The sequence below is a fragment of the Bacillus sp. sid0103 genome (assembly GCF_019219025.1).
On sequence record NZ_JAHUWN010000011.1, the window covers coordinates 148,957 to 164,286 of the forward strand.

The 15,330-nt window shown below is 39.7% G+C and carries 12 protein-coding genes; all 12 read left to right on the forward strand.

Annotated features, from left to right (window positions below; all coding sequences use genetic code 11):
* Positions 1-26: 26 nt before the first annotated feature.
* The 12 genes from KW850_RS14150 (at position 27) to argF (ending at position 15,288) form a co-directional block, all read left to right on the forward strand.
* On the forward strand, positions 27-1,637 hold the full coding sequence (locus KW850_RS14150; protein WP_218348220.1) for an ABC transporter substrate-binding protein: 1,611 nt from the start codon (positions 27-29) through the stop codon (positions 1,635-1,637).
* Positions 1,638-1,766: 129 nt separating this feature from the next.
* A complete protein-coding gene (locus KW850_RS14155) occupies positions 1,767-2,774 on the forward strand; it encodes an ABC transporter permease (protein ID WP_218348221.1) in 1,008 nt (335 codons plus the stop codon).
* 15 nt (positions 2,775-2,789) lie between these two features.
* Complete coding sequence (gene nikC / locus KW850_RS14160; protein WP_218348222.1) at positions 2,790-3,689, forward strand: nickel transporter permease; 900 nt, start codon at positions 2,790-2,792, stop codon at positions 3,687-3,689.
* A gap of 177 nt (positions 3,690-3,866) precedes the next feature.
* Positions 3,867-4,352: a shikimate kinase gene (locus KW850_RS14165; RefSeq protein WP_218348269.1), complete on the forward strand. Its 486-nt coding sequence runs from the start codon at positions 3,867-3,869 to the stop codon at positions 4,350-4,352.
* 95 nt (positions 4,353-4,447) lie between these two features.
* Positions 4,448-5,212 carry a type I 3-dehydroquinate dehydratase gene (gene aroD, locus KW850_RS14170; RefSeq protein WP_218348223.1) on the forward strand — a complete coding sequence of 255 codons (765 nt, stop codon included), beginning with the start codon at positions 4,448-4,450 and terminating at the stop codon, positions 5,210-5,212.
* Between the two features lie 471 nt (positions 5,213-5,683).
* On the forward strand, positions 5,684-6,721 hold the full coding sequence (gene argC / locus KW850_RS14175; protein ID WP_218348224.1) for an N-acetyl-gamma-glutamyl-phosphate reductase: 1,038 nt from the start codon (positions 5,684-5,686) through the stop codon (positions 6,719-6,721).
* Between the two features lie 60 nt (positions 6,722-6,781).
* Positions 6,782-8,011 carry a bifunctional ornithine acetyltransferase/N-acetylglutamate synthase gene (gene argJ / locus KW850_RS14180; protein ID WP_218348225.1) on the forward strand — a complete coding sequence of 410 codons (1,230 nt, stop codon included), beginning with the start codon at positions 6,782-6,784 and terminating at the stop codon, positions 8,009-8,011.
* A gap of 14 nt (positions 8,012-8,025) precedes the next feature.
* On the forward strand, positions 8,026-8,823 hold the full coding sequence (argB, locus tag KW850_RS14185) for an acetylglutamate kinase (protein ID WP_218348226.1): 798 nt from the start codon (positions 8,026-8,028) through the stop codon (positions 8,821-8,823).
* On the forward strand, positions 8,823-10,022 hold the full coding sequence (locus KW850_RS14190; protein WP_218348227.1) for an acetylornithine transaminase: 1,200 nt from the start codon (positions 8,823-8,825) through the stop codon (positions 10,020-10,022). The genes argB and KW850_RS14190 overlap by 1 nt, the downstream gene beginning before the upstream one ends.
* Before the next feature lie 5 nt (positions 10,023-10,027).
* Positions 10,028-11,104, forward strand: a complete 1,077-nt coding sequence (locus KW850_RS14195) for a carbamoyl phosphate synthase small subunit (RefSeq protein ID WP_218348270.1) — start codon at positions 10,028-10,030, stop codon at positions 11,102-11,104.
* Positions 11,091-14,318: a carbamoyl-phosphate synthase (glutamine-hydrolyzing) large subunit gene (carB, locus tag KW850_RS14200; RefSeq protein ID WP_218348228.1), complete on the forward strand. Its 3,228-nt coding sequence runs from the start codon at positions 11,091-11,093 to the stop codon at positions 14,316-14,318. Before KW850_RS14195 ends, carB begins: the two co-directional genes overlap by 14 nt.
* Positions 14,311-15,288, forward strand: coding sequence for an ornithine carbamoyltransferase (gene argF, locus KW850_RS14205; RefSeq protein WP_218348271.1), 978 nt, complete (start codon positions 14,311-14,313; stop codon positions 15,286-15,288). The genes carB and argF overlap by 8 nt, the downstream gene beginning before the upstream one ends.
* The last annotated feature ends 42 nt before the right edge of the window (positions 15,289-15,330 follow it).

The window sequence follows — 15,330 nt, forward strand, 5'->3', positions numbered from 1 at the left end:
CAAAAAAATAAGGGGGTTAAAATCTTATGAAGAAGAGGTCTTTTAAACTGCTGTTGATCTCTCTATTAGCCATCAGTATGTTATTAGTTGGCTGTAACAGCAAAACGAATGAAGCAGGAGGCAAAAAGGATCCTGCCAGTGGTGGATCGAAAAAGGATACACTAGTTTATGGACGTGGAGGAGATTCTACATCACTAGATCCTATCACTACAACTGAAGGTGAAGCATTCAAAGTAACAGAAAACATCTATGAAACATTGATCCAATATGGTGATCAAGATACCACTATCAACCCGGGTCTAGCTGAATCATGGGAAGTTTCACCAGATGGCTTAACTTACACATTCAAACTTCGTCAAGGAGTTAAGTTCCATGATGGTACAGATTTTAATGCAGAAGCGGTTGTTTTTAACTTTGATCGCTGGATGAATGGTAATTCCGATAGCTTCCCATATTACACCATGTTTGGTGGATATAAAAAGGATGAAGGTCACGTTATCAAAGAAGTAAAAGCCGTTGATGCAAATACCGTTCAATTTGTCTTAAAACGTCCACAAGCTCCATTCTTAAAGAACCTAGCAATGTCTCCGTTTGGAATTGCCAGCCCTACGGCTGTTAAAAAATATGGTGACAAGTTTAGACAAAATCCGGTTGGAACAGGTCCATTTAAATTCGTTGAGTGGAAAGAAAATGATACTATTACGCTTGAAAAGAACCCTGACTATTGGCAAAAGGGTTTGCCTAAGTTAAACAAAGTTATTTTCCGTGTAATACCTGAAAATACTGCACGTCTTAACGCTCTTGCCAATGGTGAGATTGACGTGATGGATGGACTAAATAATTCAGATGAGGCTACTGTTAAAGCAAATGCTAACCTCCAAGTGATTGAACGTCCATCAATGAACGTTGGTTATATTGGTTTAACAACTACACGTAAACCATTTGATAATAAACTTGTTCGTCAAGCAATTAACTACGCAGTTGATAAAAAATCAATCATTGATGCGTTTTATGGTGGGAAAGCCCTTGCTGCTGTCAATCCAATGCCACCTTCCATTGAAGGCTATAATAAGTCAATTGAGCCGTACCCTTATGATTTAGAGAAAGCAAAGGCTTTGTTGAAAGAGGCTGGATACGAAAAAGGATTTGAAATCGATTTATGGGCAATGCCTGTTGCACGCCCATACATGCCAGAAGCACAAAAAGTTGCAGAAGTTATCCAAGAGAGCTTAAGCAAAATCAATGTCAAAGCCAAAATCCAATCTGTGGACTGGGCTACTTACTTAGATAAAGCTGCAAAAGGTGAATTTGATATGTTCATGCTTGGCTGGACAGGTGACAATGGTGACCCTGATAACTTCTTATACACATTGCTTGATAAAGACAGCATTGGAAGTAATAACTATTCCCAATATAGCAATGACAAATTACATGACGTCTTAATTAAAGCACAAACAGAAATTGATCAAGCGAAGCGTAATGCACTATACGAAGAAGCACAAGTAATCATCCATGATGATGCTCCATGGGTTCCACTTGTTCACTCTACACCGCTGTTAGCAGCAGGGAAAGATGTGGCAAATTACTTACCACACCCAACTGGATCAGAAGCGCTGACAAAAGTTGAATTTAAATAATAATGGCAGAAAGGGGAGGAAGCTTTGCCTCCCCTTTTGTTAACGAAACGCAGTCTCTTTTTGGTAAAAAAATTGTCAAGTTGTAGCGCCTAGCCAGGCGTTTATGCTTAACAGTGAGGTGAATATAAATTGTTAACTTATACAGTCCGCCGTGTATTTTCATTAATACCTGTATTAATTGGGATGACGCTCGTTGTTTTTGCTATTATCCATGCGATTCCTGGAAATCCCGCGCAGGTGATTCTTGGGCAGAGAGCAACGGCAGAATCCATTGCCACGTTAACGAAGGAATTAGGATTGGACAGGCCTTGGTACATACAATACGTAGATTATATTAATGCCCTGATTCATGGGGATTTAGGTGTTTCACTCCGGACAAGGGGCCCAATTAATGAAGAAATATGGCCTTACTTAGCAGCAACAGCGGAACTAACTATCGTAGCAATGCTTATTGCCATCATTGTTGGGGTTAATGCAGGTATAGTTAGTGCCTGGTTCTCGAAATCGTGGTTTGATTATGTTGCGATGGTCCTTGCCCTTATTGGTGTATCACTGCCAATTTTTTGGCTTGGTTTAATGGAGCAATGGGTATTCTCCATTGAATTAGGCTGGCTTCCGACAACCGGAAGAGAGAATGTACGAGACCCCGTTGCAGCGATTACTCATTTTTATTTAATCGATACCCTATTACAAGGAAGACCTGATCAGTTTATTACAGTCCTAAAACATTTGGTGTTACCGAGCATTGCGCTTGCTACCATTCCAATGGCGATTATTGCTAGAATGACTCGGGCAACGATGCTCGAGGTGATGAAATCGGATTATGTCCGTACAGCTAGAGCAAAAGGACTGAGCATGTTCTGGGTAGTGTATAAACATTCCTTAAAAAATGCTGTTATCCCAGTTCTAACTATTATCGGCTTGCAGACGGGTCTTTTACTGGGAGGAGCCATTTTAACTGAAACCATTTTTGGCTGGCCAGGAATCGGGAGATATCTATATGATGCCATCGGTTACCGTGATTATCCAGTTATTCAGTCAGGGATATTAATTATTGCGGCAATTTTTGTTCTTATTAATTTAATCGTAGACTTATTATATGTTTTTGTTGATCCGCGGATTAAATATACGAAATAGAGGAGGGAACTTAACGTGGCAGAACTTGCAAAAAATCCGGCAAATATAAAAGCGGTAATTGCTGAAGAAAAGCTGACACCTCCATGGAAGGAAGCCTGGCAATCTTTCTATAAAAATCGATTAGCACTGGCAGGCTTAGGAATCGTAGTCTTTTTTATTATTATTGCTGTGATTGCCCCAGTTATTGCACCATATAGCTATAAAGATCAAGTCTTAACCGATCGAATGCTCCCGCCTTCAAGTGAACATTGGTTTGGGACAGATGACTTTGGACGCGATATTTTTTCTCGGATTGTTTACGGGGCAAGAATATCATTGTGGGTAGGCTTTTTCTCAGTCTTAGGTTCAGTTGTGGCAGGGACATTCCTTGGCATTGTAGCTGGATACTATGGACGCTGGGTAGATGCTGTTATCTCTCGTATTTTTGATATTATGCTAGCCTTCCCTAGTATTCTCTTGGCGATTGCAGTTGTTTCAATTTTGGGACCATCATTGCAAAATGCGCTAATTGCGATTGCGGTGATTAACATCCCGAATTTTGGACGACTTGTTCGCTCCAAGGTATTAAGTGTAAAACAAGAAGAATATATTATGGCGGCCCGTGCGGTCGGGATGAAAGATACGAGAATACTCCTTCGCCACATCCTACCGAATAGCATTTCACCAGTAATCGTCCAAGCCACATTAGCGATTGCTACGGCAATTATTGAGGCTGCAGCCCTTGGTTTTCTTGGAATGGGGGCACAAGCACCAACACCTGAGTGGGGGAAAATGCTGGCTGACTCTAAAAACTATATAACACAGGCACCATGGACATTATTCTTCCCTGGAGTAGCAATTATGCTGACCGTCCTTGGATTTAACTTAATGGGCGATGGACTAAGGGATATCCTTGACCCGAAAATGAAACAATAAACGTAGAGACTCCTGTGTGGGTCTCTTTCTTTTGGTGTCAGGCACCAATAAATTTCCCTAAAAATTTTCTAAAATCTAAAAATAGCATTATAATTATGCTTAATCATTTGAATAATCCAATTGGAGGTCTGGGGTATTTTGACAAATAGAGATAAGAGTATTGTTTTTATTGGGTTTATGGGTGCAGGAAAGACTACTGTTGGTAAGAAGGTTGCTGAAAAACTCAATCGTGAATTTATTGATATTGATGATAGAATCGAAAAAGAGTATAACATGCCCGTGTCGCAAATTTTTACTGAATTTGGTGAGAAAGAATTTAGAGATAGAGAAAAAAGTTTAATTGCAAGTCTAGCAGTACAGAAGCAAAAGATTATTTCTCTTGGTGGCGGAGCATTCCTTCAAAATGAGATTAGAGAGAGCTGTTTAGCATCTTGTATTGTTATTTTCCTTGAACTCTCATTGGAAGCTTGGAAGGATCGATTAGGGTTGATTATTGACAGCCGCCCCGTATTACAAGGCAAATCAATGGAAGAAATGGAAGAACTGTTTTATAAAAGACAAGCTATATATAGAAACCATCATTTAAAGATTTCCACGGATCACAAAAATGCGGAGGAAATTGCGGACCTAATTGTAAAAGAATTAATGACTTATGGGGAATAAACCAATACTTTAGTTTGTTGATTGGAGCGAAGCTTCTTTCGCTCTAATCAACAGGCAAGTTTAACAGATCCAAGTATTAAAAAGGAGTGGGGAAAATGCCTAAAACTGTTACTGTTAGAGGCCTTACCATTGGGGAAGGAATCCCAAAAATCTGTGTCCCTTTGGTTGGAGAATCGATAGCACAATTAAAGGAGGAAGCTGAATTTCTTAAAAATATCGACTTAGATGTCGTCGAGTGGCGTGTCGACTTTTTTGACCAAGTAGAAGATATTGAGCAAGTAAAAATTGCTCTTGTTGAGATTCGCTCGATCCTGCCGAACACACCACTTATTTTTACCTTTCGTAGTCATAAAGAAGGCGGTAATAAGGAAATTTCTACTGCTTTCTATTTTGAATTAAACAAGACGATCTCAGAAACCGGCTTAATAGATATCGTTGATATTGAACTATTCAATGATGAAAAAGAAATAAAAGAATTAATTGAGGATGCTCATGCCAAAAAAGTCTTTGTTATTATTTCTAACCATGACTTTCATAAGACGCCGGCTAAAGAAGTAATAATCTCCCGGTTAAGGAAAGCGCAAGAATTAGGGGGCGATGTACCGAAAATTGCTGTGATGCCAACTAGCACTGCCGATGTGCTCACCCTCTTAGATGCAACAAATACAATGAATGAACTGTATGCTGACCGACCTTTCATTACCATGTCTATGGCAGGTAAAGGAGTCATTAGTCGTTTGGCAGGTGAGGTATTTGGGTCAGCTCTTACTTTTGGAGCAGCAAAAAAGGCCTCTGCACCCGGACAGGTGGCAGTTAAGGAATTAAGAAACGTATTAAATCTGTTACATGCGGGTTTATAAACATTTGAAAGGCACTCAACCGAGTGCTTTTTCTTTTTTTGATGGCTATGTTAAAACTTATTGTTGATTTTGGCACCCTGTTGATCTACGTTCCAGGCGCGAGACTCCTGCGGGAGTACGGGGCAGGGGAGACCCCGCAGGAGCGCAGTGACGAGGAGGCTCCCCGGACCGCCCGCGGAAAGCGAAGCTTCTTTCGCTCCAATCAACAGGCAAGTTTAACAGAGCCTTTTAAATAAATGATGTAATTATAGCAATAGAAGGACAGTGAGCATTACATAATTTACTGTCTTTTTTATATACATATCTATGCATAAAAAATGTATAATCTTACAAAGTTCAATGTAAGCGTTTTCAAAACAAGGAGTGATTATTTTCAATAAAAAACAGAAAATTAAGCTATTTTTTAATTGAATAATTATATAAAGGAATGTATAATAATTCATTATGAAAGCAACTTAGGAGTTGGGTAAATTGAAGGCTGCAATTATCGGTGGTACTGGTTATGGATCAATTGAGTTAGTGAGGTTAATCAATAAGCACCCTTATTTGGAGATTGGTTCAGTTGTTTCAAACTCACAATCAGGGTCTAACTTTAGCGGAATTTATCCACATCTCACTGAAATGGTGGAGCAACCGCTGGAAACATTTGATGTTGATAGATTGTCTGAAAAGAATGAAATTGTATTTTTTGCAACCCCGTCAGGTGTGAGTAGCAAACTTGTGCCACAACTAGTTGATAGGGGAATTAAGTGTATTGATTTATCAGGAGATTTCCGGCTAAGGTCTGCGGTAGAATACGAAACTTGGTATAAACACTCACCTGCTGAAGAGAAATATCTAAATCAAGCAATCTATGGTTTAAGTGAAATATATCCTGACCAAATAAAGACGGCCAATTTGATAGCCAATCCTGGATGTTATCCAACCGCATCCAGTCTGGGAATTTTACCAATCCTTACATCCAAATTAGCCGATGAAAAATCGATTGTCATTGATGCAAAATCTGGAGTTTCTGGTGCTGGCAGAGGTCTTTCCTTAACAGCCCATTACTCTGAAATCAATGAAAATTTTAAAGCTTATAAACTAGGAAAACATCAACATATTCCTGAAATTGAGCAAGTACTTTCAGATGAGAGTGGAAGTCCAGTCACGATTACATTTACTACCCATCTTGTCCCAATGACAAGAGGAATCATGTGCACGATGTATGTGAATCTTAAAGAAGTAATTTCCACAAAAAAAGTAATAGATTTTTATAAACAATTTTATCAAGTATCTCAATTTATAAGAATACGGCCGGAAGGGAATATACCTTCAACAAAAGAGGTCACTGGAAGTAATTATTGTGATATTGGGCTGCATGTTGACGAACGTACAAACCGTCTGACGATTATTTCCGTAATTGATAATTTAGTTAAAGGTGCTGCCGGGCAGGCCATCCAAAATGTGAATTTGATGAATGGCTGGGATGAGCGAACAGGGCTCACTGACATTCCAATGTTTCCATAGATAATTAAAAACTACCTTGTTTTATAAATGAACGAAGAGGAACCAAAGGGGGAAATGAAAATGACACAGGCTACATCTACGAATGAGATCGTTATTATAGAAGAAGGTAGTGTTACCTTGCCGAAGGGTTACAAAGCGGGCGGATTGCATTGTGGTATTAAAAGAAAACGACTTGATCTGGGATATATCGTTTCAGAAGTTCCTGCTACAGCTGCAGGAGTCTATACAACTAACATCTTCCAAGCAGCACCATTATTAGTTACACAAGAAAGTATTGCAAAAGAAAACAAGATTCAAGCAATTATCGTGAATTCTGGCAATGCCAATGCATGCACAGGGGAACAGGGATTACTCGATGCATTCGCCATGCAAAAGAGTTTTGCAAACGAACTGGGATTTGAAGAACATCTTGTTGCGGTTACTTCAACCGGCGTCATCGGAGAACTTTTACCGATGGATAAAGTGCTAACAGGGATAAAACAAATCCTAAATAAAGAAAATCAAGATGAAAATAATTTTAAAAAGGCGATCCTTACAACTGATACCTGTGTCAAACATACAGCAGTGCAAATGACGATCGATGGAAAGACTGTTTCCATTGGCGGAGCATCAAAAGGATCAGGAATGATTCACCCGAACATGGCGACAATGCTAGGATTTGTAACAACAGATGCAAATATTGCACATAGTGATCTGCTTGGAGCACTTCGAGAGGTAACGAATCAAACGTTTAATATGATAACAGTGGATGGCGATACAAGTACAAATGACATGGTTCTCGTTATGGCAAATGGTTTAGCGGAGAATAATCAACTAACAAAAGACCACCCAGAATGGCAAATGTTCAAACAAGGGTTAAAAATCGTTTGTGAATCACTTGCTAAAAAAATTGCAAGAGACGGTGAAGGAGCTACAAAACTAGTAGAAGTTCAAGTTAATGGCGCCTACAGTCAAAATGCAGCAAGTGCAGTCGGCAAAGCAATAATTTCTTCCAACCTAGTTAAAACAGCAATTTATGGAACGGATCCGAACTGGGGGCGAATTGTTACTGCTATCGGTTATAGCGGTGTACCTGTTGAACCTAATGCAATTAAGGTAGCTATTGGACCTTTCACAGTATTTGAGAATGGTCTGCCAAGTAACTTTATAGAAGAAGAAGTAAAGGAATACTTAGAATCGGAAAATGTTCAATTGAGTGTTGAATTAAACCAAGGTGAATATAGCGCTACAGCCTATGGATGCGACTTAACTTATGATTATGTGAAAATCAACGCATCCTACCGCACGTAAGGGAGGACGAGAAATTGAAATATATAGTCATTAAGTGCGGCGGAAGTGTGTTAGATAATCTCCCAAGATCCTTTTATGAAGATATTGTTTCACTTCATGAATCAGGCGAATGGACTCCAATCATCGTTCATGGAGGAGGCCCGCTGATCACATCATTATTAAAAAATCTAAACGTTGAAACCACCTTTGTGAATGGTCTTAGAGTAACCAATCACGAAGTATTAGATATAGTAGAAATGGTATTAAGCGGTTCCGTCAACAAACAAGTTGTCCGTAACATTATCGAAGTTGGGGGAAAGGCTATTGGGGTAAGTGGGGTAGATGGGTGCCTATTACAAGCTGAACCAACCCAAAATGCGGATACATTAGGCTTCGTTGGTGAAGTAATTGGTGTCAACCACGAAGTTATCGAGGGAATCATTTCCCAAGGAAATGTTCCAGTAATTTCTCCAGTCGGGATCGATGCAGGCGGGCAGCGATATAACATTAATGGTGATATAGCCGCATCAGCGATTGCCAAAGCATTGGGTGCGAATCTTTGCTTCATTAGTGATATACCTGGAATCTTAGTTGAAAAAAATGGTGCCAAGACAAAACTTGATAAAGTCTCAAAGGCGACAATCGAGGAACTGATAAAAAATAAGACTATTTATGGGGGAATGATTCCTAAAGTAAAAGCCGCTATTGACGGTCTTGTCCATAAAATACCCGAAGTAAGTATCATTAATGGGTCTGAAAAAAGCAGCTTAATAGATTATACGAATGGTAAATTGACCGGAACTAAAATTGTCTTAGAAGAGGGGATCGCGTAATGTCAATCAATAATTCCATCTCACTAACCTCGCCAGTGATGGCAACATACAGCCGCTTTCCTGTCACAGTTGTTAAAGGGAAGGGTAGCTACGTGTGGGATGAACAGGGAACACAATATCTAGATTTCACTTCCGGTATAGCGACCTGTAACCTAGGGCATGTTCCGGATGTCGTAAAAGAAAAACTAGAAGAGCAATTACAGAATCTGTGGCACTGTTCAAACCTTTATAATATACCAAATCAACAGCAGTTAGCGGCACTTCTTACAGCTAATAGCTGTGGAGATCAAGTATTCTTTTGTAATAGCGGAGCGGAAGCCAATGAGGCAGCGATTAAGTTAGCCAGAAGATATGCTAACAAAGTAAAGGGCAAAGAAGCACCTGAAATTGTCACCTTTCAACAATCCTTTCATGGAAGAACATTAGCAACCCTATCAGCTACAGGACAAGAAAAAATCCAGCAAGGATTTTTTCCATTAGTTTCCGGGTTTAGTTATCTGCCCTTTAATGATGAAGAAGCTCTTGAACTGCTCTATACTATTGAGCCTGCCGCAGTCCTCCTTGAACTCGTTCAAGGCGAAGGTGGCGTCATTCCGGCAAATCAAGACTGGGTAAAAAAGGTAGCAAAAATTTGTAATGAAAGAGACATTCTCCTGATGGTTGACGAAATCCAAACAGGGATTGGCAGGACAGGAACCCTTTTTGCATATGAACAGTTCGCGATTGAGCCCGATGTCATTAGCATTGCCAAAGGTCTTGGTTCAGGTTTTCCGATTGGTGCGATTATCGCAAAAGAAGAAGCAGCCAAAGGTTTTGACCCAGGCAGCCACGGCAGTACTTTTGGAGGAAACCCATTAGCTACAGCGGCTGGAGTCGCAACCGTTACACATATAAATGACACGAACATATTACCACATGCCAATGAAATGGCATTGTACTTAGATAAAAAACTGCAAGTCCTGAAGGAAAAGTATTCATTTATAAAAGATATCCGCGGACTCGGACTCTTAAAAGGAATCGTTGTTGAAACGAATGCATTAGAAATTGTTCAAAAAGCTATCGCCAATAATCTTCTTATCTTAACGGCAGGTCCAAATGTTGTGAGGATTTTACCTCCGTTAACTGTAACAGCTGACGAAATAAATGAATTTATTAAAGCATTGGAAAAAACTTTCCAAAGTATTGAGAAAGGCGAGTGAGTATTTTGCAGAATGGATACCTTACTTTGGAAACGGGCGAAGTCTTTGAAGGCGTCCTAATTGGAGCAGAAAAAGATTCTCTCGGGGAAGTAGTTTTTAATACTAGCATGACCGGGTATCAAGAGATTATCACTGATCCATCGTACGCTGGCCAAATCATTACGTTTTGCTATCCAATTATCGGAAATTATGGGATTAATTCAATCGATAATGAAAGTATCACACCAGCTTTATCAGGGGTCATCATTGGTGATTTATGTGAAACACCCAGCCATTATCAATCCATCAATAAATTTTCTGAAAAACTAAAGCAGGCAGGAGTTCCTGGGATTGCGGGAATAGATACTCGACTTTTAGTAAAGACCATTCGAAGCCGCGGGACAGTAAAGGGCTATTTAAGCAAGACAAAACATAACGAACCTTTAGAAACGGAAATCGGATCATTTTGGGTAGAGAAAGTATCAACAAAAAAAATCCAATCTTTTAGAAACAACGGACCACATGTGGTGCTAATGGATTTTGGATATAAAAAATCGATTCTCAACGCCCTGCTAGATGAGGATTGCGCCGTTACCATTGTTCCATATAATACACCTTTTGAAAAAATCAAAGCCTTGAATCCAGATGGTGTCCTGTTCAGTAACGGCCCTGGGGACCCGATGGAATTGAAAAAATGGTTCCCAGAAATAAAAAAGATCAGCCAAAACTATCCTTCGCTGGGAATTTGTCTGGGGCATCAATTAATCGCATTAGCATATGGAGCGAAAACAACAAAATTAGCGTATGGACATCGCGGCGGCAACCATCCGGTAAAGGAATTATTAACTGGAAAAGTCAAAATCACCGCACAAAACCATGGCTATGTTGTTGTAGATGAGAGCATCGACAACAACGTGTTTGATGTCACTTACCGAAATGTAAATGATCGTTCGATTGAAGGGTTAAAGCATAAAAACTTTCCAATTCAAACCGTACAATTCCATCCGGAAGCTCATCCAGGGCCAAGCGATACAGAATATATCTTAAAAAATTTCGTAAGTCAGATAGCATCAATGGGAGAGACAGTGTATGCCATTAAATAAAACCTTAAAAAAAGTACTAGTGATTGGATCAGGTCCCATTGTCATTGGGCAGGCAGCAGAATTTGACTATGCTGGCACACAGGCATGTATAGCCTTGAAAGAAGAAGGAATTGAAGTTGTTTTAATTAATAATAATCCGGCCACCATCATGACGGATGAAGCCGTTGCCGACAAGGTATATATTGAACCACTTAATGTTGAAACCATAGAAAAAATCATCCAGAAAGAAAAACCGGATGGGATTATTGGCACGCTTGGCGGCCAAACCGGTTTGAATTTAACGGTGGAACTTTTTGAACAAAATATTTTAGAGAAATACAACGTGGAATTATTAGGAACATCTGTCGAATCGATTAAAAATGGTGAGGATAGAGAAAAGTTCCGCAGTTTGATGCTTAAAATTGGAGAACCCATTCCTGAGTCTGCTATTATTCACAGCTTTGAGGAAGGGGTATCCTTCGTTAAAGAAATTGGATTTCCAGTCATTATTCGCCCTGCCTATACGCTTGGAGGGGATGGCGGCGGTTTTGCTTATAATGTAGAAGAATTTGAAACGGTGTTAAAAAAAGGCTTAGCGGCAAGTCCTATTCATCAAGTATTAGTAGAAAGAAGTATTAAAGGCTGGAAAGAAATTGAATATGAGGTTATGAGAGATGCAAATGATACGTGCATCATTGTTTGTAATATGGAAAATATGGACCCAGTTGGTGTTCATACGGGTGATTCAATTGTCGTCGCTCCATCGCAAACCTTAACAGATGTTCAGTATCAAATGCTTCGTGATTCTTCCATTAAAGTAATTAAAGAATTAAAGATTATCGGAGGCTGTAACATCCAGTTTGCACTTCATCCAACATCTAATCAGTATTACATTATCGAAGTAAATCCAAGGGTAAGCCGTTCTTCGGCGCTCGCTTCTAAAGCAACTGGCTATCCAATTGCTCGGATGGCAGCGAAATGTGCGATTGGGTATCATTTGGATGAGATTGTGAATCCAATAACAGGTAATACGTTTGCATCATTTGAGCCGGCGATTGATTATATTGTGGTGAAACTGCCTCGCTTTCCCTTTGACAAATTTCCTGAAGCAGATCGTACCTTAGGAACGCAAATGAAGGCTACTGGAGAAGTAATGGCGATTGATCGGACCTTCGAAGGAGCACTAAACAAAGCCATTCGTTCCATGGAAATGAATGTTTATGGGCTCTGCCTCCAGGGAAATAAATTTGTAGAAGAAAAGACCTTGCTTGAACTTCTTAAACAGGCCAATGACCAACGGTTGTTCATCATTGCGGAATCATTTAGAAGAGGAATCGGCCTTGATAAAGTTCAACAATTAACCGAGATTGATCCATGGTTTTTGCACAAAATTAGTTCAATCGTTACATTAGAAATGGAATTAGCGTCCTATAAATGGAGCGATGTACCGGTTTCCTTGCTTAAAGATGCAAAAAGAAATAATATCGCTGATAAATTTCTAGCGCAAATATATGAAATTCCTGAAAAAGAAGTAAGAGCTAAGTGGAAAGAACTCAATTGGAAACCAGGCTATAAGATGGTTGATACATGTTCAGCAGAATTTGACGCGGTCACACCTTACTATTACTCTACCTGGCACGGGTTTGACGAGGTTGAGGTTAGCAGTAAGAAAAAGATTCTTGTCATTGGCTCAGGTCCGATTCGGATTGGCCAAGGAATTGAATTTGATTACTGCTCTGTCCACGCTGCAAAAGCGATTAAGAAAAAGGGCTACGAGGCTGTCGTTATTAATAATAACCCTGAGACCGTTAGTACCGATTATTCTGTTGCGGATCGTCTCTATTTTGAACCACTCGCTGCAGAAGATGTACTTCATGTCATAGAAAAAGAAAAGGTCGAAGGCGTATTGATCCAGTTTGGCGGACAAACGGCAATTAATATAGCTCATGCATTAGAAGAAGAGGGTGTAAAAATCTTGGGCACGACCGTGGAGAATGTCGATCGACTAGAAGATCGAAAAGAATTCTATCAACTTCTAGAAGATTTAAATATTCCACATATTGAAGGGCAAACCGCGACACACCCCGAGGAACTGAAAAAAGCAGCAGCTGGGTTAGGCTATCCAGTTTTAGTGAGACCATCCTATGTTATTGGCGGTCAATCCATGTTTACGATTTTTTCTGAAACGGAATTGAATCAATATATTACGCAGCTCGAGAAAAATTCACAAGCTACGATGTGGCCTTTATTAGTAGACAAATATTTACCTGGACTTGAATGCGAGATTGATGCCATTTGTGACGGGGAAAATATTGTCGTACCGGGAATTTTTGAACATATTGAAAAAGCAGGAGTTCATTCTGGGGATAGTATCTCAGTGTTCCCACCGGTTTCACTGTCAGAAAAAGTGAAAGAAACATTAATTGATTACGCCGAGAAGATCGCTAACTCGGCACCAGTGATTGGAATCATGAACATTCAATTTGTGATCTATCAAGACCAGGTGAATGTACTTGAAGTCAATCCTCGTTCATCAAGAACTGTGCCTATCATGAGTAAGGTTACGGGCATACCGATGATTGAATGGGCGACTCGAGTGCAGTTAGGAGAAACGCTCACTGACCTATGTTCAACAAAGGGACTAATGGATGAACCCGATTATTTTTCAGTGAAGTCACCGGTATTTTCTTCAAGTAAACTTAAAGGTGTCGACCATGTGCTCGGACCTGAGATGAAATCTACAGGTGAAGCACTTGGTATGGGAATCACCTATCAAGAAGCTCTTGAAAAGTCAATTCCATCTCTAGGTGGTCAATCAGAGGAAAATTATCTTTTTTGTTCCATCGCCGATCGAGATAAGCAAGCATCTCTTCCAATCATGCGAGAATTTGTAAAAAAACAATACAAGATTGCTGCAACAGAAGGGACAGCAGCCTATTTTCAACATTACGGCATTCAGGTTGAAAAAGTAATTAAGGACGATGATGAGGTCATTGAACTTTTCCGAAACCAGTCTATGAAGGCTGTTATTAATATACCGAATCAAGGTCGGAATAAAATTAAATTTGGGTTCCAGATTCGTGAGCATGCTGTTCGCTACAAAGTACCTGTATTTACACACTTAGATACCATTGAAGCGATCCTTGGCCTTGAAAAAGAGGCGCGTTCCGATTTTGGGGTACGATCTGTGAATGAATATTACAAGTTGGAAGAAAGAGGTGCCGTTCATGGGTGAGGCCATCAAATTATTTGAAATTAGTAATAAATCCGTGCAGAAACTAAAAGGAAAAGACTTCCTGCAGCTTTCTGATTTCAGTACAGACCAAATCCTCTATCTTCTAAACGAAGCAATAGAGATGAAGAAACTCCAAAAACAAGGCAAATCTCATCCGTATTTAGCCGGAAAGGTTTTAGGAATGATTTTTGAAAAATCCTCAACCCGTACAAGGGTATCATTTGAAGTAGGGATGCTGCAGCTCGGAGGACATGCGATATTCCTAAGTTCAAAGGATATCCAATTAGGAAGAGGAGAAAGTATTTCAGATACCGCAAAAGTATTGTCCCGCTATGTGGATGGATTAATGATTCGAACTTTTTCACATGATTCAGTAGAGGAATTAGCTGAACAAGCAACAGTACCGGTAATTAATGGCTTAACCGACCTTCAGCACCCAACTCAAGTGTTGGCAGATTTATTAACAATATTAGAACATAAAGGAAAATTGGCTGGATTAAAGCTATGCTATATCGGTGATGGGAATAATAATATGGCGCATTCATTAATGGAGGGCGCTATGAAAGTGGGAATGGATATTAGCATTGCTAGTCCACCAGGATATTTGCCAAATGGTAAAATAACCGAAAATGCCATCAAAGTTGGAAAACAAACTGGATGTTCACTGATGATTACGAATGATCCGCAAGAAGCGGTTAATGGCGCAGATATCATTGTAACAGATGTCTGGACCAGTATGGGGCAGGAAGAAGAAAGCGAAAAGAGATTGAAGGCATTCCAAGGTTTCCAAGTAAATGAAGAACTGTGCAAATTAGCGAAGGAGGATTTTATCTTTTTGCATTGTTTGCCAGCCCATCGAGGCGAAGAAGTAACAGCAGAGGTCATTGATGGTCCACATTCAGTCGTTTTTGATGAAGCTGAGAACCGTCTGCATGCTCAAAAAGCAATTTTAAAACTTTTACTAGAATAATAGTTTCATTTTCTATGAGATTTGTTGTATAATAATTCTATC

Bases quoted from the DNA above. Each gene is read 5' to 3' on its own strand.
- argF (WP_218348271.1), top strand. From the start codon at position 14,311: ATGGGTGAGGCCATCAAATTATTTGAAATTAGTAATAAATCCGTGCAG.
- KW850_RS14190 (WP_218348227.1), top strand. From the start codon at position 8,823: ATGTCAATCAATAATTCCATCTCACTAACCTCGCCAGTGATGGCAACA.
- KW850_RS14150 (WP_218348220.1), top strand. From the start codon at position 27: ATGAAGAAGAGGTCTTTTAAACTGCTGTTGATCTCTCTATTAGCCATC.
- argJ (WP_218348225.1), top strand. From the start codon at position 6,782: ATGACACAGGCTACATCTACGAATGAGATCGTTATTATAGAAGAAGGT.
- KW850_RS14165 (WP_218348269.1), top strand. From the start codon at position 3,867: ATGGGTGCAGGAAAGACTACTGTTGGTAAGAAGGTTGCTGAAAAACTC.
- aroD (WP_218348223.1), top strand. From the start codon at position 4,448: ATGCCTAAAACTGTTACTGTTAGAGGCCTTACCATTGGGGAAGGAATC.
- carB (WP_218348228.1), top strand. From the start codon at position 11,091: ATGCCATTAAATAAAACCTTAAAAAAAGTACTAGTGATTGGATCAGGT.